The following is a 23787-nucleotide window of genomic DNA, read 5'->3' as shown; positions in this document are numbered from 1 at the left end:
ACTCCCGTACGCACACCGCACCGCGGCAGCACCCCGGCACCGCAGCGAAAGGAATCAGCCCCATGGCCGTCTCCCTGCCCGACACCCACCGTCTGGGCGAACTGTCCTGGACGCAGGTCAAGCACCTGGCGGAGCAGGACCCGGTCGTCCTGCTGCCCATCGGTGCCATCGAGCAGCACGGGCCCCACCTGCCGGTCCACGAGGACTCCATCGTCGCCGAGTGGGTCGCGGACAAGCTCGCCCGCGAGCACGGCCACTGGGTCGCGCCCGCCCTCAACTACGGCCACTCCGGCGTCTTCCGCGGCTTCGCCGGGAACCTCTCCCTCAGCCAGGAGACGCTGCGCAACGTCACGTACGAGATCCTGGAGGCCCTGGTCGCCTCCGGCTTCCGGCGCATCGTCATCGTCGACAACAACGGCGGTAACGTCGGCCCGGTGACCGGCGCGGCCATCGACGCCCGGCGCGACTTCGGCATCCTCGTCGGCCACCTCTACCCCTGGCAGCTCGGCTATGCCCTGATGCGCGACGTGTACGACGACCCGGCCACCGCCTACGGGCACGGCGCCGAGCCGGAGCACTCGGCGATGCTGGCGATCTTCCCCGAGCAGGTGCAGAGCGAGCTGGCCGAGCCGGGCGGGCTCTCCTCGCCGGCCGGCTGGACGCCGACCAGCTACACCGAGGCCGCCATCCCCGGCCAGCCCGTACCCGGCACGGTCCTCTGGGACTTCTCCGAGATCAGCGCCACCGGCTGCACCGGCGACGTGAGCCTGGGCAGCGCCGAGACGGGCAAGGTGTGGATCGAGCGGGTGCTCGGCTTCTGCGCCGCGTATCTGGCGGAGTACGACCGCAACACCCGTACGGCGGCGGCGGCCGGAACCGCGGCGGGGCCGAAGTGACCGGCCACGGGCAGGAGAAGGAGGGGACGGCGCCCGAGCCGGTGCTGAGCGTCGAGCGGCTGTCGGTGGACTTCCGCGTCGCCGGCGAGTGGACCCCCGCCGTACGGGACGTCAGCTTCACCGTCGGCCGCGGCGAAGTCGTCGCGCTGGTCGGCGAGTCCGGCTCCGGCAAGTCGGTCAGCTCGATGTCCGTGCTGGGCCTGGTCGCCGGCAGCGCCCGGCACCGCGGCAGCATCCGCTTCCACGACACCGAGCTGCTCGGCCTCGGCCACGAGGCGCTGCGCGGCATCCGCGGCAAGCGGATCGCGATGATCTTCCAGGAGCCGATGACGGCGCTCAACCCCGTCTACACCGTCGGCCGGCAGATCGCCGAGGCCATCCGCTGCCACGAGAAGGTGTCCGCCGCCGGCGCCCGCGCCCGCGCGATCGAGCTGCTGACGAAGGTCGGCATCCCGGAGCCCGAGCGCCGCGTCGACAGCTACCCGCACCAGCTCTCCGGCGGCCAGCGGCAGCGCGCGATGATCGCCATGGCGATCTCCGGCTCCCCCGAGGTCATCATCGCCGACGAGCCGACCACCGCGCTCGACGTCACCGTGCAGGCGGAGATCCTGGAGCTGCTGCGCGGCCTGCGCCGGGACCTCGGCTCCGCGGTGCTCATCATCACCCACGACATGGGCGTGGTCGCCGACATCGCCGACCGCGTGGTGGTGATGAAGGAGGGCGAGGTCGTCGAAGAGGCGCCCGTGGGGCGGCTCTTCGCCGCGCCCCAGCACGAGTACACCCGCCGGCTGCTGGCCGCGGTGCCCAAGCCGCCTCCCCCGCCGGCTACGCCCTCTCCCCCACCGGCTACGCCCCCTCCCCCACCGGCTACGCCCCCATTGGCGGGGGTGCCCCCATTGGCGGGGGAGGACACGACGCTGCGGATACGGGACCTGGAGGTCGAGTACCCCGGGCGGCTGGGCCGCAAGGGGTTCAAGGCCGTGCACGGCGTGAGCCTCACCATCGGCAAGGGCGAAGTCCTGGGCCTGGTCGGCGAGTCAGGCTCCGGGAAGTCCACCATCGGCCGGGCCGTCGTCGGGCTGTCGCGCGCCACCGGCGGGTCCGTCGAGGTCTGCGGCACCGACGTCACCGGCCTGTCGGGACGCCCGCTGCGGGCCTTCAGGCCGACGTACTCGATGGTCTTCCAGGACCCCGGCGCCTCGCTCAACCCCCGCTGGTCGATCGGCGACTCGATCGCCGCGCCGCTGCTGGTCAACCGCCGCGCCGACCGCGCCGCCGCGCACTCCCGGGTGGCGGAGCTGCTGGAGCAGGTCGAACTGCCCGCGCACTGGGCGAGCCGGTTCCCGCACGAGCTGTCCGGCGGCCAGCGCCAGCGCGTCGGCATCGCCCGCGCGCTGGCGCTGGAGCCGGAGCTGCTCATCGCCGACGAGCCGACGTCCGCGCTCGACGTGTCCGTCCAGGCCACGGTGCTGCGGCTCTTCCGCGAGCTGCAGGACCGGCTGGGCTTCGCCTGCCTGTTCATCAGCCACGACCTCGGCGTGGTCGAACTCCTCGCGCACGAGGTCGCGGTGCTGCAGAACGGCCGGCTCGTGGAGCACGGCCCGGCGCGCGAGGTGCTGGCCAACCCGCGTACGGAGTACACCAAGCGGCTCGTCGCCGCCGCGCCCGTGCCGGACCCGGAGCAGCAGGCGGAGCGGCGCCGGCTGTGGCGCGAGATGGCGGCGGCATGACCGCCGCGCGCTGCCGCCGCCGGTCAGTCCAGGTGGGCGACGACCGTCTGGTCGGGGTTCAGGTGGGTGCGGATCGTCCGGGCCGCGGTCTCGAACTCGTACCCGCCGAGGGAGTCCAGCAGCGCGTGGTGCTCGCGCATGATGAGCGGCAGCCGCTCGGGTCGGATCGTTATCGCCGAGACCCCGATGCGCTGGTGCCGCGGCTGGAGGCTGCGGAAGAGGTCGGTGAGCACGGTGTTGCCGGTGGCCCGGACGAAGCCGAAGTGGAACTGGAAGTCGAGCTTGCCGTGCTCGGCGATCGCCTCGCGGTCGCCGGCGCGGCAGCGCGCCAGCAGCTCCGGGTCCCCCATCTGCGCGAGCAGTTCGGCCTGCCGGGCGGGGATCTCCAGCCGCTTGTCGCACAGGGTGCGGAAGCCGTGGATCTCCAGCACCTGGCGCATCTCGTACGTCTCGATCATCTCGGCCACGGTGACGCGCCGGACCTGCGCGCCGCGCCGCGGCAGCAGGTCGAGGAACCCCTCGGCGGCCAGCCGGTGCAGCGCCTCGCGCACCGGCGTCCGCGACACCCCCGCGGCCACGGAAAGGACCTTCTCCTCCAGGAACGACCCCTCGGGGTAGCGCCCCAGCAGGATCGCCTCCTTGACCCACTCGTACGCGCGCGCCCGCGCCGTCACCGCACGGCCGTCCTCGTCGACTGACACGCTCCCCGCCCTCTCTGGGTATGTGTATACGCAGTGTATACCTATTCCGCGAAGGAGGCTCATGCCCCCCCGCACGACCGACCGCCGGCGCGCTTACGCCGCCTGGCTGTCCGACCCGAGTTTCGCCGCCGCCGAGATCGTGGCGGCCACCGGGTACGGCGCCGTGGTGCTCGACATCGAGCACGGCGCCTTCGACCTCGCCGACCTGGAGCGGTTCATCCCGTTCCTCCGCCGGCTCGACCTCGACGTGCTCGCCAAGGTGCTCGGCCCCGAACGCGGCCCGATCCAGCAGGCGCTGGACTTCGGCGCCACCGCCGTCGTCGTGCCGCACGTGGAGAACGCGGCGCACGCCGCCGAGGTCTGCGCGTACGGCAAGTTCCCGCCGCTGGGGGACCGCAGCTTCGCGGGCGGCAGGACCGCGGGCTACGGCGGGTTCGACGACGACTGGATCGCCCGGCAGGACCGCGGCACCCGGGTCTACCCGATGATCGAGGACGCCGGGGCCATCGAGGAGATCGGGAAGATCCTCGACCTGCCGGTGGTCGACGGGGTGTTCGTCGGGCCCAGCGACCTGTCGATGCGCCGCGCGCGCGGCGCGTACACCCGGAGCGAGGCGGACTTCGCGGACCTCGCCGCCATCGCGGACGCCGCCCGGGCGGCCGGCAAGCCGTGGGTGCTGCCGGCCTGGTCGGCGGCGGAGAAGGCGTTCGCGCTCGCGCACGGCGCCGACCAACTGGTGCTGACCATGCAGCACGGCGCGCTGCTGGCCGGCTTCGGCGCCGCGGTCGCCGAGACCGACGCGCTGGCAGGCCGCGCGTGAGCGGCTCCGCCGGGCCCTCCGCCGCGTACGCGAACGGCCAGATCAGCACCCGACTCCGCCGGGGCCGCTGAGGGCGCAGACCCCAGTCCGCCGGCCGGCACCCGCTCCACCACACGAAAGGCACCACCTCATGCTCGCCACCGTCGCCCAGTTCGCCGCCACCACCGACAAGGCCGCCAACCTCGACGCGGTCACGGGACTCGTCGCCACCGCCGCCGCGCGCGGCTCGGACCTCGTCGTCCTCCCCGAGAACTCGATGTACGCCGACCCCGACCCGCAGGCCGAGACGGCGAGCCAGGCCGAGGCGATCGACGGCCCGTTCGCCACTGCGGTCGGTGCGCTGGCCAAGGAGCACGGCGTCGCGATCGTCGCCGGCATGACGGAGGCCGCGGCCGATGGCGGCAAGCCCGGCAACACCGTCCTGGCCGTGGACCGCGGCGGCGAGCAGTTCGGCGTCTACCGCAAGGTGCACCTCTACGACGCCTTCGGCTACCGCGAGTCCGACCGCATCCAGCCGCAGCCCGCCAAGGCGCTCACCTTCACCCTCGACGGCCTCACCGTCGGCGTCATGACCTGTTACGACCTCCGCTTCCCCGAGATGGCCCGGTTCCTGGTCGACGCCGGCGCCGAGGCGATCGCCGTCCCCGCCGCCTGGGTCACCGGTCCCGTCAAGGAGGACCACTGGACCACGCTGCTGCGGGCCCGCGCGATCGAGAACACCGTCTACGTTCTCGGCTCCGGCCAGACGGGACCCGTCTCGTGCGGGCAGAGCGCCATCGTCGACCCCATGGGCCAGATCGCCGCGTCCGCCGGCGAGACGCCCGGGGTGGCGTCCGCGGTCCTGGACGCGGCGCGGGTCGCGGAGGTGCGGGTGAAGAACCCGAGCCTGGCCAACCGCCGCTTCTCCGTGTCCTTCGGCTGACGCCTCCCGCGCAACCGCGCCCCTTTTCCGCCCCTTTGAGGACGGCCCTCCTGCCGGCCGGTCGCTGCCGGCCGGCCGGGGGCCGTTCCGGGGGCGTTCGGCCGCGGCGGGGGGTCGAACAAAAGGGACCGTAGCGCCCATACGAGGCGGGTGCGGAGCGCGACCGCCTGCCTACGGGGAGGTGAACGACCCGGAAGCGAGCGTTTGCGGGTACTGCGGCGATGGCGATAAATCTTCACCGTGGGTGGAGGCCCTACCCGGCCTCTGTCACGACAGGCCCACGCCGACCTGCTCACCCCACCTGCACGCGAGAAGGCGAGACTCAGATGGACGGTTACTTCCTCACGGAGCGTCATATACGTCTCAGGGAGGAGGTCCGCGCCTACGCGGAGCGCGAGGTCCGCCCCCGTATCGCGGGAATGGAGGAGTCGCGGAGCGTGCAGTTCGAGCTCTCCCGCGACATCGCCAGGCAGGGCTGGCTCGGCGTCACCGTCGAGGCCGAGTACGGCGGGATGGATCTGGGGCACCTCGCCAAAACGATCGTGATCGAAGAGCTTTCGCGCGTGAGCGCCGCCATGGGCGCGATGGTGCAGGCGTCGCAGCTCGGTGTCGCCAAGATCGTCCACTTCGGCAGCGCCGTCCAGAAGAAGACGTGGCTGCCGCTGATATCCGCCGGCGTCTGCATGCCGACCATAGCCGTCACGGAACCCACCTCGGGCAGCCATGTGCTGGGGATGTCGGCGAGCGCGGAGCGCGTCGGGGACGAGTACATCGTCAACGGCCGCAAGGTGTTCGTCGGCAACAGCCACGTCGGTGATCTCCACGGCGTCGTCGTGCGCACCGGACCGGGCTCCAAGGGCCTTTCGGCGCTGCTGGTGGAGGCCGACCGCCCCGGCTGCACGCTGGGCCCGCACCGGCCCTCCATGGGCCTGCACGGCTTCAGCTTCGGCGAGGTGATCTTCGACAACTGCCGGGTGCCGGTGTCGAACCTGCTGGGGCAGGAGGGCGACGGGCTCTCGGTCGCGTACTCCTCCAGCATCCTGTACGGCCGGCCCAACCTCACCGCCGTCGCCCTCGGCATCCACCAGGCGCTCGTGGAGGAGACCACCGCGTTCGCGGCACGGCAGATCCGCTACGGCAGGCCGCTGGCGGAGCTGGGCACGGTCAAGCAGCGGCTGGGGGAGATGCAGTCGCGGCTGATGACCGCGAGGCTGGCCGCGTACCACGCGACGCACCTGCTGGACCGCGGGCTGCCCTGCGACGCGGAGTTGCAGAACGCCAAGCTCGTCAACGTCGAGTCCGCGCTCGACTCGGCGCGTACGGCGATGGAGGTGCACGGCGCGTGCGGGCTCTACCCGGAGATGTCCGTGGAGCGGTATCTGCGCGACGCGTACCACGTGTTACCGCCGGCCGGCACCTCGGACGTGCAGCGGCTGCGGCTGGCGGAGGTGGCGCTCGGCGCGGACCACGAGCCGTGGTCGACGCGTCTCGCGCCCCACGCGGTGGCGTCCCAGGCGGTGTGACGCGCCACGTCCGGCGGAGAAGGGGGCGGCGGTGAGCGCGGGGCGGCGGTGACGGCGCCGCCCGCTCGCCGGTCCGGGCGCCGGGCGCGCCGGGAGGCGCGGCGCGGGCCGCGGGCCCGAGCGCGGGGGCCCGGGGGCGCGCAGCCCCCGGACCGCCCCCGCGGCGCGAACGCGGGAGCCTTCAGCTCGCCGCCCGGCCCCGGCTGCGCTCTTCGAGGATCTCCATCAGCGAACGGGCCTGGGTCTTGATGAACTCCAGGCCCTCCTGGGCCTGCCGGCCCCACGGGCGCGGCTCGGTGTCCACCACGCACACGGTGCCGAGCGTCACGTCGGTCACCGGGTCGATGAGCGGCGCGCCCATGTAGGTGCGGATGCCGATCTGGTCCACCACCGGGTTGCCCGCGAAGCGGGGGTACGCGCACACGTCGGGCAGCACGAGCGCGGTGCGCCGGCCGACGACGTGCGGGCAGTAGCCGTGGTCGCGGTCCATGACCCGGCTCACCTCCGGCTTGCCCGGCTGCTCGGCGAGGCTGGGGTCGGCCCATTCCGCGGGCGGCGCGTACAGCCCGGTGAAGTACTGGTGGTCGGTGATGAGGTTGACCATCGCGTACGGGGTCCCGCCCAGTTGGGCCAGCGACGCGGCGCCCTCGGCGAGCCGGGCGGCGAAGGCGTCGAACTCCGGGTCGGGGTTGTCGCCCAGGCCCAGTTCGTGCAGCCGCTGCTTGCGCCGCTCCAGCTCCTGGTCCTGCTCCCCGTCGGTCATCAGATGGCGGGCGGTGTGGTAGTCGAAGGTCGTCATGCGGGGCTCCTCGGTGGGGAGGTGGGCACGGGCTGTGCGGACTCGGACGCGGAAACTGCCCCGGTCGCGGGCTCCGGTTCCGCCGAAACCCCGGCCCTGGCCGCCACGGACCGCGCGTGCGCGTGCTCGACCAGCCTGATCAGCAGGCTGCGCGCCGAGCTGGTGGCGCGGGCGTCGCAGCACATCACCGGGGTGTCGCTGCGCAGATGGAGCGCGGCCTTCACCTCTTCCGGGGTGTAGTGGTAGGCGTCGTCGAACTCGTTGATGCCCACCACGAACGGCAGGCCGCGCCGCTCGAAGTACTCGACGGCCGCGAAGCAGTCGGCGAGCCGCCGGGTGTCGGCGAGGACGACGGCGCCGATGGCGCCGCTCGCGAGGTGGTCCCACATGAACCAGAACCGCTTCTGGCCCGGCGTGCCGAACAGCAGCAGCATCATGTGGTGGGCCGTGAGGGTGATACGGCCGAAGTCCATCGCGACGGTGGTGGCGTCCTTCTCCGGCACCCCGTCCAGGCTGTCGTGGTCGACGCTCGCGGCGGTGAGGGTCTCCTCGGTCGTCAGCGGCGGGATCTCGCTCACCGCACCGACCATCGTGGTCTTCCCGACCCCGAACCCGCCGGCTATCACGATCTTCAGCGGGACGAAGGAGTCGTCAGAGATTGCGTAGTCCGACAAGGACCTTCTCCAGTAGGTATGGGTCGGTGGGGTCTGGCGGGCCCGCGGGCGCCGTCAGGATGAGCGCGCAGGTGTCGAGCAGGTCGCACAGGAGGATCTTGGTGACCGCCACCGGCAGCCCGAGCCGGCCGGCGACCTCCGCCACCGAGCGCGGGCCCGCACGGCACTCCCGCAGGGTCTCGTCGTGCTCCGGTGTCAGCGCCACCCGGGGCAGCGTCCTGGCGGCCATGACCAGCGTCTCCAGGGCCAGCCTGCGGGTCGGCACGGTCCGCCCGCCGGTGACCGCGTACGGGCGTAACCGCGGGGCTCCGTCCTCCACCCAGGGGGCGTCGTCGTACGACGTCATGTCACCGGACGGAGCCCGGAGCCGCGGCGGCGGCGGTCCGTGCGGGCGAGGTGAGGTGGGTCGGGACACGCTTGACCAACTGGCCCATCTCGTAGCCGATCACGCCCAGGTCCGCGTCCGGCTCGGCGAGCACCGCCAGGACGGCGCCCGGGCCCGCGGCCATCACGCACAGCACCACGTCCTCGTGCTCCACGAGCACCTGGCGCACGCCGCGCACGGTGTCGGTGCCGATGCCGGCGCCGAGCGAGAAGAGGCCGGTGGCCACCGCGGCGAGCCGGTCGGCGGCGGCGGTGTCGAGGTCGTGCGCGTGCATCCGCACGCCGTCGGTCGAGGCGACGACGGCGCTGCGGGCGCTGGCGACCTGCTGGACGAAGTTGGCCAGAAGCCAGTCGAGGCTTTCGCTCACGTAGACGGGCCTTCCGTGGATCGGTGCTGGTGCGTGGGGGCGGGTCCGGCCGGGTCTTCGGCGTAGTCGGCGGCGCGATGGTCGCCGTCCTCCGCGGCCCGGGAGCCGGCGGTGAAGCGGGCCATGAGGCCGGTGTTCAGGGGTGAGGAGGGGGCCGCCGGGCCGCCGGGTGCGGCACCGGGGACACCGGGTTCGCGGCGCAGCTCGGGCACCAGGTGGCTGCCGGAGCGCTCGGGCAGCGGGGGCCGCTGCCCGGGAGCCGGGGCCGGCGACGCGGGGGGCGGGGCGGCGTGGCGGGGGGTGTAGCCGGCCGTGGGGCCGGTGGTGTGCGGGGTGGCGTCGGGGTGGCCGGCGGCGGTCAATGGGGGTTCCCCCGCCAGTGAGGGCGTAGCCGGTGGGGGAGGGTGCGCGGGGGTGCGCTCGTGGGCGGCGTTGGTCTCGTACGGGCTGGTGCTCTCGTACTCCGTGCCGTCGTACGCGGGGGTGGTGTCGTAGGCGCCGAGGATGTCGTGGCGGCCGGTGCTCTCCTGGGCCCCCGTGATCCGGTGCCCGCCCGTGGCCTCGTGCGCGGCGGTGCTCTGGGGCGCGCCGTTGATCTCGGCGGCGCCCGGCTGCCGCTGCCGCGCCACGCCGTTGGCGGTACGGGCGGGCAGCGACGCGGGGGCGGCGCTTCCGATTGCGGCCGGGCGGCGCTCGGCGGCGTCTGCGGCGAGGGCCGCCGGCTGCGGCGCGGTGACCGCGGCGGCCTGCGGCTGCGGTGCGGCGGCCTGCGGCTCGCGGGTGGCCGGCTTCGCCTTCTCCTCCGGGTCCATCAGCAGCGCGTTGGGCAGCAGCACGGTGGCGCGGCAGCCGCCGTAGACGTTGCGCTGGAGCTGGACGGGGATCCGGTGCCGGCGCGCGAGGTGCGCGACGACGAGGAGGCCGATGCGGCCGTCCTTGATCTGCTCGTCCACGACCTGCGGAGTGGCCCGGCTCAGCAGGGTGTTCATCCGGTCCTGCGTGTCGGACTGCAGCCCGAGGCCGCGGTCGTCGATCTCCACGACCAGACCGGCCGCGGCCGGCTCGACGCGCAGCTCGACCTTGGTCTCCGGGGGGGAGAACCCGGCGGCGTTCTCGACGAGTTCGGCGATCAGGTGGATGACGTCGGGGGCGACGGCACCCTCCAGCACGCCGGTCATCGGCGGCACCAGCTTGACGCGCCCGTAGTCCTCGACCTCGGAGACCGCCGAGCGCAGCACGGCGTTCACCGGCATCGGCCGGCTGATGCGGCGCGGCACGGCGCCGCCGAGGATCGCCAGGCTCTCCACCTGGCGGCGGAGCCTGGTGACGAGGTGGTCGAGCTGGAAGAGGCCGTGCAGCAGATCCGGGTCCTCGACCTGCTTCTCCAGCCCGTCCAGCTCGTCCAGGGAGCGGATGACGAGGTTCTGCAGCCGGCGGGCGAGGTTGACGAAGACCTCGATGCGGCCGCGGGACGAGACGTCCACGACGGCCTTGAGCGCGGCGTGCACGGTGGCGTGCACCAGGCGCTCCACCGTTTCGGGGGTGACGTCGGCGGCGGCGCGGGCGGTCGGGGGGGCGGTGGGGGTACCCCCGCCGACAGGGGCGTAGCCGGCGGGGGACGACAGCGCCAGCGCGTCGGGCTCGGGGCGCTCGCCGCGCTGCGCCTGGTCGACCAGGCGCAGCAGTTCGCTCTGCGCGGCCTCCAGGAGCGCGGTCAGCTCCAGGTTGCGTTCCGTGCGGGCGTCTTCCTCGGCGTCGAGGGCGTCGGCGAGCGCGCCGATGCGGAGTATCGCCAGGACCGTGATGCCCACCACGGCCAGTACTCCGGCACCGATGATCATGCGGGTCTCGGCGCTCGTCGACCCGCCTATGAGCGCGCCGTACGTCGTGGCGCCGCCCACCAGCAGCGCGGCGGTCACCGGCAGCAGCGTGACCCGCCAGAGCCGGGCGCGCAGCGCGCGGCCCGCGCGGCGCCGCCGGGAGGGGAACCGGCCCTGGCGGGGGCCGTCGTTCCCGGCGGGAGCGGGGTGGTCGGACATGGGCTTCCTCGCTGGATGGGCCGTACGATGCCAGCATCTGGCTGGCGCTGTCGTACGGCGTCGTGCGGCGTTTCTTCCGGCCGTCTGCCGGGCAGTGCGCGCGCGGCGCACACACATCGAGTGGTCACCGTGGCCTCAACGGCACCGTGAGCCACATCTACATTGCTCAGCAAGCGGTGTCGTTGCTACCGCTCCCCGGGGTCGTTTGGGGGTCGCTTCCCGGGGGTTCGAACGCATGCGTCATCTTCGCCCGCCGTGGTGCCGGTCGGGCCGGAACTGCGTTCGGTTTCCGCCGGTCACGGCCCCGGCGAAGACGCCGGGATCGCCGTCGGCGGCCTCCCGCCCGGCCGGGTCGCCCGGCCCCAGCTCGCCGACGTAGCGGAGCACGTCGTCCAGCTCCGCCAGGCCGATCAGCCGGCTGCGCGGCCGGAGCATCCCGGCGCTGCCGTAGCGCGCCAGCTCCGCGCACCGGTCGGTGAGCCAGGCCCAGTCGAGGTCCAGGTGGTCCGCCAGCCGGCGCAGCCGCTCCGCCGGCGTGGCACCGTCGGTGACGCTGTGCGTCCGCGCGTGCCGTACGGCGTCGGCGTACGCGCGCAGCCGCGCCCAGTGGCTGGTGGTGTCGACCTGCCAGATCCCGTCCGTACGGAGCCAGTTGGCGATGATCGCCCGCTCGCCCGGCACCAGCGCGAACCCGTCCACCTGCGCGTACTCCGGCTCCGTGACCACCCACGTGGTCAGCCCGTGCCGCTCCAGCAGCGCCAGCGTCAGGAAGAGCAGCGTGCGCTCGTAGCGCTCGCTGGTCTTGACCGCGTTGTGCGGCAGGCAGAACGCGTACCCGTACGGGCGGTCGGCGTCCGCGAGCAGGTCGTGCAGCGCGCGCAGATACGTGTGCTTGTGCCGGAAGAAGAGCCAGGCGGCGGCCTCTTCGCCGAACTGCTCGCGAGCCCAGAACACCGGCGGCTCACCGGAGCCGGCGCGCAGTTCGCGCAGGATGTGCCGGTCGCAGACGTACGAGCCGAGCCACGCGGTGCCGACGTCGGACAGCTCCGGCATCGCCGAGCGGGCCACGGCGGACCGCTCGCGGGTGAGAAAGTCGTCCAGCCCGCTGCGCTCCGCCTCCAGCACGGCGTCGTCGGCGAGGAGGCCGTCGTCGAGGTTGAGCACGGCCCAGAGGACCGCGTACGTCAGATCGTCGAGCCGGTACGCACGCGGGATCGGCAGCACGTCCACCGGGTCGGCGGCGACGGGCTGCCGGGCGCGTACGGCGTCGAGCACGAACAGCCCCTCGCCGCGCCGCGCGCCGAGCGCGGCGAGCAGGAGCGCGCGGCGCGCGGGGCGGATGAAGTCGCGCAGGTGCGGGTGGTCGTCGGGCCCGATGACGACGCTGTCGGAGCCGGCCTCGGCCTCGTACAACTGCACGGCGACGGACGTCCCGTCGAAGACGCGGTGGCCGTCGAGCTGCCAGACCCCGCCGCCGCCGGGGGCCGGCGCGGTGGGCGAGAGGAAGGACGTGGACCAGGTGACGTCGAGCGCGCGGGCGGTGGCGAGGGAGGCGTCGTCGGGCAGGCGGGGCGTGGTGAACGTGCGGGTGGGCGCCGGGCCGAGGAGCGCGTCGACGTCGATGCCGAGCATGTGCTCCAGGACGGTGCCGGCGTTGCCGCGCGGGATCTGCTCCCCGGCGAGCCACCGCTTGAAGGTGGTGCTGGAGATGGTGAGCCGGGCGAGCCGCGGGTCGCCGTACTCGGCGGCGGCCTTGCGCGCGGCATGCGTGTAGTGGACCTCGAACGTCGAGAACCTCGCCCAGCCGCGCTTGGCCAGCTCGACGCGGAGCAACGTCGGCGGCGGCGCTGCGGGGCCGGGCTCCGGCTCCCGTGGGGCAACGTGGGTGTCTGCTCCGTCCTCTCGTGCATCGCCCGAGGAAGGGCCCGAGGAGTCCTCGTCCGCGGGCTGCGGGGTGTGGCCGTCGGCGGGTGGTCCCGTCGTGGTCATGTAAGCGCTACCTCGATCTGCCGGCTCAGACCGGAACTTTGCGCTCCGTAGCCTGCCGTCTGGCATGTGCCGTTCGTAAGTTCCGGGGGTGTGCAGAGCGTTCACCGTCACTACGCGCATTAAATCGGGTGATCCTCCAGGTCGTTCGAGGGTCGTCCGAGGCAGAGTGCCCTGGGGGCAGCGCCGGACCGGCAATAATGCGCGTCCATGACGCGAGGCAGGCCCACGACTCGGTTGACATTGACGGACCGGGAACTCCACTTCCTCGAACACCTGGTCGCACGGAGCGCCACCCCGGCGGCGACGCGGCTGCACTGCCGGATCGTACTGGCGTGTGCGGCGGGTGAGTCGAACGGCGAAGTGGCGGCCCGCTTCGGCATCACCCCGGCGACGGTGTGCCGCTGGCGCAACCGGTTCGCGCGGGAACGCCTGGGGGCGGTCCGGGGCGCGGGAGAACGGGGGCCGGGGGCGGGCGGGCGCGAACGGGGGAGCGGGGCACGGGAGTCGTGGGTACGGGAGCGGGGCGCGCCGGCCGGCGGGGAGCAGGGCGTACGGGAGCGGAAGGCACCCCGGCGGGAGGCGAACGGTGCCGCGGGCGGGCAGCCGGGCGCCGATCCCGGCGGAGCCGGGCACGCGGTGGGGCGGGCCCTGTTCCGGCGGTTCGGCGCCCCGGCGCCGGCCGGCGCCGGATCCGCGTCCGGAGCCGGGACCGCATCCGGGTCCACCGCCGGAGCCCGGCCCACCACCGCGCCCCCGTCCACCACCGCGTCCCGGCCCCGGGCCAGGGCTTCGGGCGGCCGGGGGCCCGGCGTAGGCGGCGGCACCGGCGCACACCCCGGTGCCGCCGCGGGCGAGAACGTGAACGTCCGGCTGGCCGCCCTCATGCGGGAGTCGGGGCTCACCCCCACCTCCCTCGCCGGCCAGGTACGGGAGCTGGGCCGGCGCCGCGGGCTCGAACTCCGGTGCACGCACACCTACGTCAAGCGCTGGCTGCGCGGCAGCTTCGGCTCCTCCGTACCGCCCGAGCTGATCGCCGCCGTGTTCTCCCGGCGGCTCGGCCGCGACATCACGCCCCGCGACCTCGCCGCCCCGCCCCCGACCGGCTACGCCACCGCCGGCGGGGCCGCCTCCCTCGCCCGCCGCCGCCTCCCTCCCGACGACCTCGGCCTGCGCGGCCCGTCGACGCCCCTCGGCGCCGTCCGCACCGCCGCCCAGCTCTGGGACGCCGACCCGCGCTACGCCCTCCCGCCGGTCTCCGCCACCGACCTGCGGGACTCCGTCCGCCGCTGGCGCCGTGCCACGCCGCCCGCGCCGCCGCAGCGCGCCATCGGCTCGTACCGCGTCGGACAGCCGGACATCGCGAAGATCCACGCGCTCACCGAGCACCTGGCGATGCTCGACAACCGCTACGGCGGCGGCGCCGCCCGGTCGATCGCGATGACCCACCTCCGCACCGACGTGCTGCCGATGCTCGAAGGCAGCTACTCGGGCACGGTCGGCCGCAACCTGTTCCGCGCCGCGGCCCTCGTCACCCACCACACCGGGCACCTGCTGTACGACACCGGCGGGCACGGCGCCGCCCGGCGCTATCTGCGGCTCGCCCTCGACATGGCGTACCACGGCCACGACCGCGCGTTCGCCGCCAAGATCCTCGGCACCCTCGCCCACCAGGCGGTCCACCTCGGCGACTACCGGGAAGCCGTCGAACTCGCCGAAGCCGGCCTCGCCGAACCCGGCCTGACCCCCGCCGGACGCGCCGTGCTGCACGCGATGGCCGCCCGCGCGCACGCGCGGCTGCGCGACTCGCGCGCGACCGCCATCTCCCTCTCCCACGCCGAGAGTGCGCTGTCCGCCGGCACGCCCGCCCAGGAGCCGGTCTGGCTGCGCTACTTCAGCGGCGCGGAGCTGCACGACGAGATCGCGCACTGCCTCGTCGACCTGCGGCAGGCGCGCGCCGCCCGGCCGCACGCGGAGCACGGGATCGCGGCGCGCACGGACCGGTACGCGCGCAGCATCGCGTTCACGCGCGTCGTGCTGGCCACGGCGTGGCTCCAGCAGCGGGAGGTCGAGCGCGCCTGCCAGGTGGCGACGGGCGCGCTGCGGGCGACGGAGGACATCCAGTCGGAGCGGGTACGGGGCTATCTCGCCGGGTTCCGGGAGCGGCTGCGGCCGTTCCGGAACGTCCCGGCGGCACGGGACTTCTCGTACAAGGCGGCGCGGATGCTGCGCTGACGCGCGCGGTCGGGGAAGCGGGGGTCCTAAGGGCGTACGAAGCGGGCGGGCCGGTACGGCGCCAGCTCCGGCGCGTCCCGGCCGGTCAGCAACTCCCGTGCCACCAGCTCCCCCAGCCGCAGGGACAGAGTCATGCCGCTGTGCGTCACGACGGTGTAGAGCCCTTCGGCCTCGGCGTGCGGGCCGACGATGGAGTTGTCGTCCGGCGGCAGCGGCCGGGTGCAGACCCGGGCGTCGGCGAGCCGGGCGGTGCCGGCGAGGCCGGGCAGCATGGCGCGGGCGCGGGCGTGGAGTTCGCGGCCGAGCGCGGTGACGCGCGCGGCGGGCGTGTGCTGGTCCACCTCGTCGTTGAGGTCCAGCGCCTCCAGGTAGACGCGCCCGCCGGCGAGCGGGCGGGCATGCAGACCCGGGCTGAGCACCATGCGGGTCAGCGGCGGCCCCGCGGCCTCGCCCGGCCGCAGGTGGGCCAGGAGCGTCGGCGCCTCGGACCCCGGCGCGTCGCCGGGCACCAGCGGCACGTACGCGCCGGCCAGCGCCGCGACCGCCGGGGTCCGCCACCCGGCGCAGCACACCGCGACGTCCGCCGGCACCGTCTCGCCCCCGGCGCACCGCACGCCGCGCACCCGGCCGCCGGCGGTGTCGATGGCCACGACGCGGGCGTCCTCGCCGGTACGGACGTGGACGCCGCGGGCGCGGGCGGCGGCGAGGAGGTGGGCGACGAAGGGCCGCGTGTCGACGGCGGCCTCGTCGGGGAAGTACGCGACCCGGGCGGCGTCTTCGATGCGTAGCGCCGGCTCCAGCTCCCGGGCGCGTGTCACGGGAATCCACTCCGCGGCGTACCCCCAGTCGCGCAGCCGGGCGACGGTCCGGCGGAGCCGGTCGAGCCCGGCGCCGCCGGAGGCCCACCGCAGGGCGCCGCCGGGGCGGTACCAGCCGGGGCCGCGGGCGCCGCCGCCTCCCCCGTCCGCGTACGCGGCGGGTCCCGTGGCCCGTACGAGAGCGGCGTGGGCGCGCATGCCCGAGACCGCCAGCTCGTGGTAGTGCCGCGGGGTCTTGGAGTGGGCGTTGATCCAGGCCATGGAGCTCGCCGTGGTCCCGGCCCCCGGTTCGCCGCCGTCGAGCAGCCACACCTGTACGTCGCCGTCCGCCCGCGGTCCCCCGCCCCGCTGCCCCCCGCTGCCGAGTTGCACCGCCAGCGCCGTACCGATCACGCCTGCACCGATCACCACAATGCGCACGATGGATTCGCCCCCGTTTCGCTCGTGCACCAGTCGCTACCAGGCTGCCATCGAGCGGGCCGCGGCGAGGGAATGGAAGATGACGTGTCCGGATATCACCCGTGGCGGGAAGGAAAGCAAGATTCGTGCGGAAGGTAGGTTCGAGATGCCGGTATCTGATCGACTAGCTGAGCACTGAACCGATCGACGAGCGGAGCACGCGCATGCAGCACATCGTCCGACCCGACGGATCCCCGCCGGTCAACGGCTACAGCCACGCGGTGACGTTCACGGGCACCATGGTCGCCGTCTCCGGCCAGGTGCCGCTGGACGAGGCCGGCCGCCTGGTGGGCGAGAACGACGCGGAGGCGCAGGTGCGCCAGGTGTTCGCGAACCTCACGACGGCGCTGCGGGCGGCGGGTTCCGGCCTTGAGCACGTCGTGAAGCTGACGGTCTACCTGACGGACCTCGACGACCTGCCGGCGTTCCGCCGCGTACGGGACGAGATCCAGAACCCGGCGCTCCCGCCGGCGAGTTCGCTGGTGCAGGTCGCGGGCCTGGTGAGCCCGGAGTTCCGGGTGGAGGTGGATGCCCTGGCGGTGGTGCCGGGGTGAGGTCGGTCAGCGGTTCACGGTCCGGGCGAACGTTCTGTGCCCGTACTCCGTCATAGCCCTGACGCGGTTGCAGGCAGGGCAAGGGAGGCGACGCGATGGCAGTCCGCCGCAGACCGGCGCACGGCGGGCACGGCGCGCACGGCGCGGACGGCGCGGGTCACACGGACCCCGCGCTGTCCGCGGCCGACACGCGCCGGGTACGGGCCGTGCTCGCGCTCGGCGGCGTGCCGTTCGGCGAACTCGACGACGGCGTGCAGCAGGTCCAGCTCAAGCTGCTGGAACAGCACCTGGCCCCGGACCGCGCCCCGGTCCGCAACCCGGCCGCGTGGGCGGCGGCGGTCGCCTCCCGCGTAGCCGCGGACTGGCACCGCGGCCGCACCCGCGACGCGGGCCTGCGCGACCGCCTCGCCGCCCGCTGGACCCGCCCGGCGGAACACCCCGAGGACGCCAGGCTGCTGGCCCTGGCGGTGGCGGAGGGCCTGGAGGAACTGCCGCCGGGGCAGCGCCAGGTGGTGGTGCTGCGCTACTACGCGGACCTGCCGGTGAAGGACATCGCGGAGGCCCTGGGCATCCCGGAGGGCACGGTCAAGAGCCGCCTGCACGGCGCGGCGGCGGTGCTGCGCACGCGGCTGCGGGAGAGGGAGGTGGGGTGAGGTGCCGGGTCTGACGGAGGCGGAGGAGGCGCGGCTGCGGCGGGCGCTGGGGCTGATCGCGGCCGAGGCGGAAGGGGCACGCGAGGGGGGCACGGCGAGCGGGGACTGGGGCTGGACCGAGCCGTCGCCGGGGGTCCGGCGGGTGCGGGGGGCACGGCGGGCCCTGGCGGCGGTGGTGAGCGCGGCGGCGGTGGTGGCGTTCTGCCTGCTCGCGTACACGACGATCAGCGGCGCGGGGACGGACCGTATCGCGAAGGACGACGCGGGGGCGGGCGCCGCGGAGGACGCCGGAGTGGATGCGGGAGGGGATGCGGACGGCAAGGGGCTGTCACGCCTGCAGAACGCCGCGTGCACGAAGCGCCTGCTGGAGGGCACGGTGGCGGACGTGCAGCAGGTCCCGCACCCGCCGGACGCGTTCCCGTGGGTGGAGGTCACGCTGACCGACGTCCGCTGGCACGTGCCCCCGTCGACGGAGAGGCAGGTGACGGTGCGCCTGCCCGATCCGGTGGAGTGGAACGCGGAGAAGCCCTTCGCCCGCGGTGAACCGCTGCTGGTGGAGGACCTGGGCCGGCACGACATCTCGTACTTCCGCGACGGGCCGGGCAAGGGGCGCGGCCTGGAGACGGTCCGGGAGGAGCGGCTGCGGGCGCTGGACAAGGCGCAGGAGAAGGGCGTCACGTGCCCGTCGTTCTGGAAGAACCGCTAGGACCTGGCGTCGATCTCCCGCCTGCGCCCTGCGGGCGCACGACGGGAGATTGACGACGGACCCCCGGTCAGCGGTCCGGCACGTCGTCGAGGTGCGCGTTGACGCGGCCGAGCAGGGCGAACAACTGCGTGCGCTCGTCGCGGCCGAGCGGGGCCATGATGTGCTCGTTGACGCCGTCGAGTACGCGGTCGAGTTCGTCGAGGCGGCGCTCGCCGTCCTCGGTGATGGTGATGACGTTACGGCGCTTGTCGGCCGGGTCGGGGGTGCGGCGGACCCAGCCGCCGTCCGCGAGGTCGTTGAGGACCGAGACGAGATCGCTCTTGTAGATACGGGTGCGGCCGGACAGGGCCGCCTGGCTCGCCGGACCCGCCTCGGCGAGTGTGGCGAGCACCACGAAGTGGTCCTTGCGGGCGCCCACCGCCCGGAGCGCGTCGCCCGCTACCCGCCGCGTCTGGACGGCCGTCATCCCGACGAGCCGCGAGAGCTGGCGCTTGAGCCGCTCCGGGGTCTCGTCGCCGCGGTCGAATCGCGTTTCGTCGGCGGTCTCCATGCCGGGCATCCTACCCGTTTGCGTTAGCGACACTAACGATATACATTCGGTCGTGAGTCAACCGTTAGTAACACTAACGTTTTGAGGAGAGCGTCATGCCCGGTACCGAAACCCTGATCCGCGACCTCGCCGACCGCGCCGCACTGGCCGACCTGGTCGCCCGCCACAGCCTGTGGATCGACGAAGGCCGCTTCGACGAGACCGACCGGCTCTTCACCCCGGACGTCGTCGTCAGGTCCCCGCGGGGGGAGGCCCACGGCATCGAGGCGCTCGTCGGACTCGCCCGCGGGGGCCACGACACATACGTCCGCACCCTGCACACCAAGTCCAACCTGGTCATCGTGATCGACGGGAGGACGGCCACGGTGCGGGCCCACGACGTCGCCGTCTTCGTACTCGACGACAAGACGGAGGCGATCGCTGCCGCGATCCACCGCTACGGAGCGCGCCGCACCGAGGACGGCTGGCGCTTCGACCGCCTCGACGTCACCCCGGTCGCACTGACCGAGGCCCTCGACCGGGCCCTGTAGAAGTCCGCATGAACCTACTCCGCGGGGTGGACCGGCCCGCGGCGCGGGTCAGCGCGGCGAGGCGGCTGCGCAGCCACCTCGGCCGCCCGCGTCAGGCGCAAGAGACCCGGGCACCCACCGGGGCACCGGGCCCGGCTCCGGCCCTGACAGCAGCAGCCGGACCGTGGAGCGCGTATGCGCACTCGTAGCGCCGGATGTCAGACCCGTGGCTCAGGATGGGGGACATGAGGGAGATCGATGTGGAACTGGAGGGCGGGCGCAGGCTGCATGTGTACGACACCGGGGGCGAGGGCCGCGATGACCGGCTCGCCGTCTTCTGGCACCACGGGACGCCGAACGTCGGTGCGCCGCCCGGGCCGCTGCTGCCGGACGCCGAGCGGCTGGGGCTCCGCTGGGTGTCGTACGACCGGCCGGGGTACGGGGGGTCGAGCCCGTGGCCCGGGCGGGACATGGCGTCGGCGGCGGCGCTCGCCTCGCGGGTAGCCGACGAACTGGGCATCGGGCGGTTCGCCGCCGTGGGGCACTCCAGCGGGGGCCCGCACGCCCTGGCGTGCGGGGCACTGGCACCGGACCGGGTGGCGGCGGTGGTGAGCGTGGCGGGACCGGCGCCGTTCGGGGCGGCGGGGCTCGACTGGTTCGCCGGGATGGCGTCGTCGGTCGCGGAGTCGCTGCGGGCGGCGGTCGCGGGGCGCGCGGCGAAGGAGGAGCACGAGGCGGAGGCCGCGTACGAGCCGGAGATGTTCACGGCGGCCGACCACGCGGCGCTGGCCGGTGCGTGGTCCTGGTTCGACGACGTCGTCGGCCCCGCCGTCGCGGGCAGCCCGGACGGGCTGGTCGACGACGACCTCGCCAACGTCGGCCCCTGGGGCTTCGACCCGGCCGCGGTGACCGCGCCGGTGCTGCTGCTGCACGGCGGCCGGGACCGGGTGATCCCCCGCACACACGGCGAGTGGCTGGCGCGCCACTGCCCGGCGGCGGAGCTGTGGATACGGCCCGAGGACGGCCACATCTCCGTACTCGGCTCCGGCGCGACAGCGCTGGAATGGCTCAGAGAGCAATCCGCCCCCTGACGACGGCCCGTCGCCAGGACCACCGATGCCCGTGCGGTCGGTGTCAGCCTGTCGGCACGGATCCGGTGCAGGCGTCGGCGATTGCCCTGGTGTCCCAGTAGAACGGACGGACCTCGGTGATCTGCCCGTTCTTGACCGTGATCGTTTGCAGAATGGGGAAGCCGAGTTCACGGCCGGTCGCACGAGCGCGCGCACGGACCTGCGTCAGCACGACCGCGGTCTCACCGGTGGCAAGGAACTCCTGCTCCACCATGTCGAACGTCTCCCAGACCCGGCCCATCGCGAGAAAGAAGCGCGTCATGCCGTCGTGCCCGCGCCAGGTGCCTCCGTACGGCAGGGCCTCCGCTTGATGCAACACGACGTCCGGGGCGAAGAAGGGGGCGAGAATGTCGAACGAAGCCTCGCCGGGACCGCCGGCGGCGAGGTACTCCGCCTCGGCGGCATACATGCCGGTGAGGACGGTCACGGAGTCTGTGGCGGATGAAGTCGTCATGCCGCCAGCATGATCGGCGCGGGGGCGGATGGCTGGCGGGAATCGGACATCACGTTCGGCACGCCCCGGTCCGCGGCGGGGATAGCCTCTGGCCATGCCGAGCTTCGAGATCACACCGATTGGTACGGTCCGCAACGACCGGACGGACATCCAGAACACGGACAACTGGGGTGCCGTCCGCAGCACGATCACCGTGGACGAGCGCTTCGGCGAGGCATGCCTCCAGGGCCTGGAGGGCTTCTCGCACGTGGAGGTCGTCTTCGTCTTCGACCGCTTCCCGGAACCCGATGCCAGCGCCGTCAACGAACCCCGCCCGTACCGGGGCCGAGCGGACCTCCCGCCCATGGGCATCTTCGCGGGCAGGGGCCCGCGGAGACCGAACCGGCTGGGGGCGACGACGTGCGCGATCGAGTCGGTGGAGGGACGGGAGTTGACGGTGGTGGGGCTCGACGCGGTGTCGGGGACGCCGGTGGTGGACCTGAAGCCGGCGATGGAGGAGTTCCGCCCGGCGGAGGTGAGGCAGCCGGAGTGGGTGAGCCGGATGATGTCGGAGTACTTCAAGCCGTAGGGGGAGGCGGCGGAGGGGCGGGGAGGCCGGTCCGGTCGGCGTCGGGGTGCCGCGATGCGGGGGAGGCGGCCGGGTACGGCGTGATCGGCGCCGGGGGCACCGCTGTCCGCCCCGGGGGTCGTGCCCTCTCGTGCCTGTCCGGCTGTTCGCCCGGGGGCTGATGTCCTCTGGTGTCTGTCCGGCTGCTGGCCCGGGGGTTGTGTGCTCTGGTGTCTGCTGGGCTGCTGGCCCGGGGGGTTGGTGTCCTTTGGTGTCTGTCCGGCTGTCCGGCTGCTTGCGCCGGGGGTTGGTGTTTCCCCTCACGCCCGCCCAAGGGTATGCGGTTGCTGTGACATTGCCGGGTTTCCGGTGTGGTGGTGTGCGTGGGGCGGGTACGGGGGTGCGGTGCCGGGCTGGTGGTGGTTCGTGGGGCGGGGGGTGGTGTCGGGGGAGCCGAGTTGGGGTGGACCCGTGCCGTCAGGGCTCCCCCGGGGCCGCCCCGTTCCTTGAGCGTGCGGGCCTGTGTCCGCCGTCAAGGGCGCCCCTCCGCTTCGCTCCGCAGGCGTCGCTACGCGATGGGGCTTCGCCTCGCCCCTTGACCGGGGACTCCGGCCCGTAAAAGACCGGCGGTTATGGGTGGCCCGGAGGGAGCGGGCACCCTGAGCCGAAGCTACGCAAGGGCAGCCGCGCGGACGGGGCCGGAGCGTCGGGAGTTGAGCCCGCCGGGTTCGCGGGCGGACGCCGAGAGGGAAGAGACGGGGACCGGGGCCGCCCGGTCGGGGGACGCCCCAGTGGACGTGGGCCCGACCACCGGAGCCGGACCCGGCCCAGACACAGGCGGGCCCGGCGGGTGGGGGCGAGCCACCGGAGCCGAGCCCCGCCCGCCCGCGAACATCCCCGGGTGACAGGGGCGGAATCAGGGCCGACGGAATCGAGGCCGACGGAAGCGGGGCAGGCGGTGCCGGCCGGGGGCACGCCAGCGGACGGTTGGTGAGAGGCGGCCCGGTGGCTCTTACCGATGCTCCGGGTCGAAGGCCTGGACGACGGCGAGACTGTCCTCGTAGACGTGGTGTCGGGTGACGAGACCGTCCTCGACGGTGAGGTGCAGGGCGAACCGGGCGCGATACGCACGTCCGGTGGACCGGGCGGTCTGGCGGATCTCCCCGAGCACAATCGCGTCGTTTCCGTCGATGAGGATGCGCTCGACCTCGGTCGCCGCCTGTTCCGGCACGTGATGCTCGGCAATCTCGCGGTAGTGGGCCGCCGCGTCGGCCCGGGTGGACCGGTGGCGGATCCAGGGCGTGGCGGGGCGACCGTGCTCGGCTTCCGGCCAATCCAGCTTCCAGTCGCTCTGCTCGGCGTACAGCTCGGCGATGCGGTCGGGATCACCCTCGCCGATCCTGCGCAGCAATTCCTCAACCACAGTGCGCGTGTTCGCGGGCGCGGCTTGTGACACAACTGTCCCTACGTCTTGGTCCGCGTCCGGGCGACGCGGAGAGATCAGCAAGCTTGCCCGCGTAGGCCGGCCCACGCGATTACCTCCGGGGTAAGGCAGGCCCTTCGCCCCGGGGCGGGGTGCGCGTCGGTGGGCAAAAGTCGGCCCGTGTGGGTGGTTTGCCCTGATTCATGAGGGGTGTTACCGCGAGTATGTGTCGGCGGCGTGCACTTCGGGCGGGCTGGGCGGCAGTCGGCGTGTCTGGAGGTGGTGCGGGCGTGTCGTTGGGCGAAACTCGGCTCGCGTGGGCGGTTTGGGGTGGTTTGGCGCGAGGGTTACCGCGAGTTTGTACCGATGGTGTCCACTCAGGAGCGGGTCGGGCTGTGGATCCCGGTCTCGGGGGTGGCTGGCGCTCGTGATGGGGCAAAACTCAGCCTTCGTGCCGGATTTAGTCAGGTTTGGCGGGTCGGTTACCGCGAGTTACGGCGAGATTTGTCCGCCGGCGTGCCCCCGGCCGGCACCGCCTGCCCGCTTCCGTCGGCCTCGATTCCGTCGGCCCTGATTCCGCCCCTGTCACCCGGGGATGTTCGCGGGCGGGCGGCCTGCGGAGCGAAGCGGAGAGGGGCGCCCTTGACGGCGGACACAGGCCCGCACGCTCAAGGAACGGGGCGGCCCCGGGGGAGCCCTGACGGCACGGGTCCACCCCAACTCGGCTCCCCCGACACCACCCCCCGCCCCACGAACCACCACCAGCCCGGCACCGCACCCCCGTACCCGCCCCACGCACACCACCACACCGGAAACCCGGCAATGTCACAGCAACCGCATACCCTTGGGCGGGCGTGAGGGGAAACACCAACCCCCAAGACCAGCAGCCGGACAGACGTGACGGACG

General features: G+C 73.7%; 23 protein-coding genes. 12 read left to right on the top strand and 11 right to left on the bottom strand.

What is annotated here, in order from left to right; translation table 11 throughout:
- The first annotated feature begins 62 nt into the window (after window positions 1-62).
- Window positions 63-896 (top strand): creatininase family protein, encoded by an 834-nt coding sequence (locus tag FB457_RS16600; protein WP_047016937.1) that lies wholly within the window; start codon window positions 63-65, stop codon window positions 894-896.
- Window positions 893-2626: an ABC transporter ATP-binding protein gene (locus FB457_RS16595; RefSeq protein WP_145782280.1), complete on the top strand. Its 1734-nt coding sequence runs from the start codon at window positions 893-895 to the stop codon at window positions 2624-2626. The genes FB457_RS16600 and FB457_RS16595 overlap by 4 nt, the downstream gene beginning before the upstream one ends.
- A 23-nt stretch (window positions 2627-2649) precedes the next feature.
- On the opposite strand, the gene FB457_RS16590 is transcribed toward FB457_RS16595, so the two are convergent.
- Window positions 2650-3327 (bottom strand): GntR family transcriptional regulator, encoded by a 678-nt coding sequence (locus FB457_RS16590; protein WP_047016935.1) that lies wholly within the window; start codon window positions 3325-3327, stop codon window positions 2650-2652.
- Window positions 3328-3388: 61 nt separating this feature from the next.
- On the opposite strand from FB457_RS16590, the gene FB457_RS16585 reads away from it, so the two are divergent.
- From FB457_RS16585 to FB457_RS16575, 3 genes are all read left to right on the top strand, one after another.
- Complete coding sequence (locus FB457_RS16585; RefSeq protein ID WP_047016934.1) at window positions 3389-4147, top strand: HpcH/HpaI aldolase family protein; 759 nt, start codon at window positions 3389-3391, stop codon at window positions 4145-4147.
- A gap of 130 nt (window positions 4148-4277) precedes the next feature.
- A complete protein-coding gene (locus FB457_RS16580) occupies window positions 4278-5069 on the top strand; it encodes a carbon-nitrogen hydrolase family protein (protein ID WP_047016933.1) in 792 nt (263 codons plus the stop codon).
- A 326-nt stretch (window positions 5070-5395) separates the two neighbouring features.
- Complete coding sequence (locus FB457_RS16575) at window positions 5396-6592, top strand: acyl-CoA dehydrogenase family protein (protein WP_047016932.1); 1197 nt, start codon at window positions 5396-5398, stop codon at window positions 6590-6592.
- A 181-nt stretch (window positions 6593-6773) separates the two neighbouring features.
- On the opposite strand, the gene FB457_RS16570 is transcribed toward FB457_RS16575, so the two are convergent.
- From FB457_RS16570 to FB457_RS16545, 6 genes are all read right to left on the bottom strand, one after another.
- Window positions 6774-7391 (bottom strand): GAF domain-containing protein, encoded by a 618-nt coding sequence (locus tag FB457_RS16570; protein WP_047016931.1) that lies wholly within the window; start codon window positions 7389-7391, stop codon window positions 6774-6776.
- The gene (locus FB457_RS16565; RefSeq protein ID WP_047016930.1) at window positions 7388-8065 is read right to left on the bottom strand and encodes a GTP-binding protein; all 678 of its coding nucleotides are present in this window, start codon (window positions 8063-8065) and stop codon (window positions 7388-7390) included. Before FB457_RS16565 ends, FB457_RS16570 begins: the two co-directional genes overlap by 4 nt.
- Complete coding sequence (locus FB457_RS16560; protein ID WP_047016929.1) at window positions 8043-8411, bottom strand: DUF742 domain-containing protein; 369 nt, start codon at window positions 8409-8411, stop codon at window positions 8043-8045. The genes FB457_RS16565 and FB457_RS16560 overlap by 23 nt, the downstream gene beginning before the upstream one ends.
- Window position 8412: 1 nt before the next feature.
- Entirely contained in the window at window positions 8413-8817 is a 405-nt protein-coding gene (locus tag FB457_RS16555) for a roadblock/LC7 domain-containing protein (RefSeq protein ID WP_047016928.1), read from the bottom strand.
- On the bottom strand, window positions 8814-10856 hold the full coding sequence (locus tag FB457_RS16550) for an ATP-binding protein (protein WP_145782279.1): 2043 nt from the start codon (window positions 10854-10856) through the stop codon (window positions 8814-8816). Before FB457_RS16550 ends, FB457_RS16555 begins: the two co-directional genes overlap by 4 nt.
- A gap of 240 nt (window positions 10857-11096) precedes the next feature.
- Window positions 11097-12845: a hypothetical protein gene (locus FB457_RS16545; RefSeq protein WP_047020147.1), complete on the bottom strand. Its 1749-nt coding sequence runs from the start codon at window positions 12843-12845 to the stop codon at window positions 11097-11099.
- A gap of 207 nt (window positions 12846-13052) precedes the next feature.
- Here FB457_RS16545 and FB457_RS16535 point away from each other — a divergent pair, with 207 nt between their 5' ends.
- Window positions 13053-15077, top strand: coding sequence for an NsdA family TPR-like regulatory protein (locus tag FB457_RS16535; RefSeq protein WP_078898341.1), 2025 nt, complete (start codon window positions 13053-13055; stop codon window positions 15075-15077).
- A gap of 26 nt (window positions 15078-15103) precedes the next feature.
- Here FB457_RS16535 and FB457_RS16530 read toward each other — a convergent pair whose 3' ends face one another.
- On the bottom strand, window positions 15104-16306 hold the full coding sequence (locus tag FB457_RS16530; protein WP_047016927.1) for an NAD(P)/FAD-dependent oxidoreductase: 1203 nt from the start codon (window positions 16304-16306) through the stop codon (window positions 15104-15106).
- Between the two features lie 212 nt (window positions 16307-16518).
- On the opposite strand from FB457_RS16530, the gene FB457_RS16525 reads away from it, so the two are divergent.
- From FB457_RS16525 to FB457_RS16515, 3 genes are all read left to right on the top strand, one after another.
- Window positions 16519-16908: a RidA family protein gene (locus FB457_RS16525; RefSeq protein WP_047016926.1), complete on the top strand. Its 390-nt coding sequence runs from the start codon at window positions 16519-16521 to the stop codon at window positions 16906-16908.
- Between the two features lie 95 nt (window positions 16909-17003).
- Entirely contained in the window at window positions 17004-17561 is a 558-nt protein-coding gene (locus FB457_RS16520) for an RNA polymerase sigma factor (protein ID WP_047016925.1), read from the top strand.
- Window position 17562: 1 nt separating this feature from the next.
- Window positions 17563-18267, top strand: coding sequence for a hypothetical protein (locus tag FB457_RS16515; RefSeq protein WP_047016924.1), 705 nt, complete (start codon window positions 17563-17565; stop codon window positions 18265-18267).
- Between the two features lie 67 nt (window positions 18268-18334).
- On the opposite strand, the gene FB457_RS16510 is transcribed toward FB457_RS16515, so the two are convergent.
- Window positions 18335-18817: a MarR family winged helix-turn-helix transcriptional regulator gene (locus FB457_RS16510; RefSeq protein WP_047016923.1), complete on the bottom strand. Its 483-nt coding sequence runs from the start codon at window positions 18815-18817 to the stop codon at window positions 18335-18337.
- Window positions 18818-18912: 95 nt separating this feature from the next.
- Here FB457_RS16510 and FB457_RS16505 point away from each other — a divergent pair, with 95 nt between their 5' ends.
- On the top strand, window positions 18913-19347 hold the full coding sequence (locus FB457_RS16505) for a nuclear transport factor 2 family protein (RefSeq protein ID WP_047016922.1): 435 nt from the start codon (window positions 18913-18915) through the stop codon (window positions 19345-19347).
- 224 nt (window positions 19348-19571) lie between these two features.
- Window positions 19572-20417 (top strand): alpha/beta fold hydrolase, encoded by an 846-nt coding sequence (locus tag FB457_RS16500; protein ID WP_047016921.1) that lies wholly within the window; start codon window positions 19572-19574, stop codon window positions 20415-20417.
- Between the two features lie 43 nt (window positions 20418-20460).
- Here the strand turns inward: FB457_RS16500 and FB457_RS16495 are convergent, their stop codons facing one another.
- A complete protein-coding gene (locus tag FB457_RS16495) occupies window positions 20461-20910 on the bottom strand; it encodes a nuclear transport factor 2 family protein (protein ID WP_047016920.1) in 450 nt (149 codons plus the stop codon).
- A 94-nt stretch (window positions 20911-21004) separates the two neighbouring features.
- On the opposite strand from FB457_RS16495, the gene FB457_RS16490 reads away from it, so the two are divergent.
- Complete coding sequence (locus FB457_RS16490) at window positions 21005-21478, top strand: SAM-dependent methyltransferase (protein ID WP_047016919.1); 474 nt, start codon at window positions 21005-21007, stop codon at window positions 21476-21478.
- A gap of 991 nt (window positions 21479-22469) precedes the next feature.
- Here FB457_RS16490 and FB457_RS16485 read toward each other — a convergent pair.
- Window positions 22470-22913, bottom strand: coding sequence for a nuclear transport factor 2 family protein (locus FB457_RS16485; RefSeq protein WP_047016918.1), 444 nt, complete (start codon window positions 22911-22913; stop codon window positions 22470-22472).
- Between the last annotated feature and the right edge of the window lie 874 nt (window positions 22914-23787).

The sequence above is a fragment of the Streptomyces sp. CNZ287 genome (genome assembly GCF_007827615.1).
This window is presented reverse-complemented; position numbering and strand designations above follow the sequence as displayed.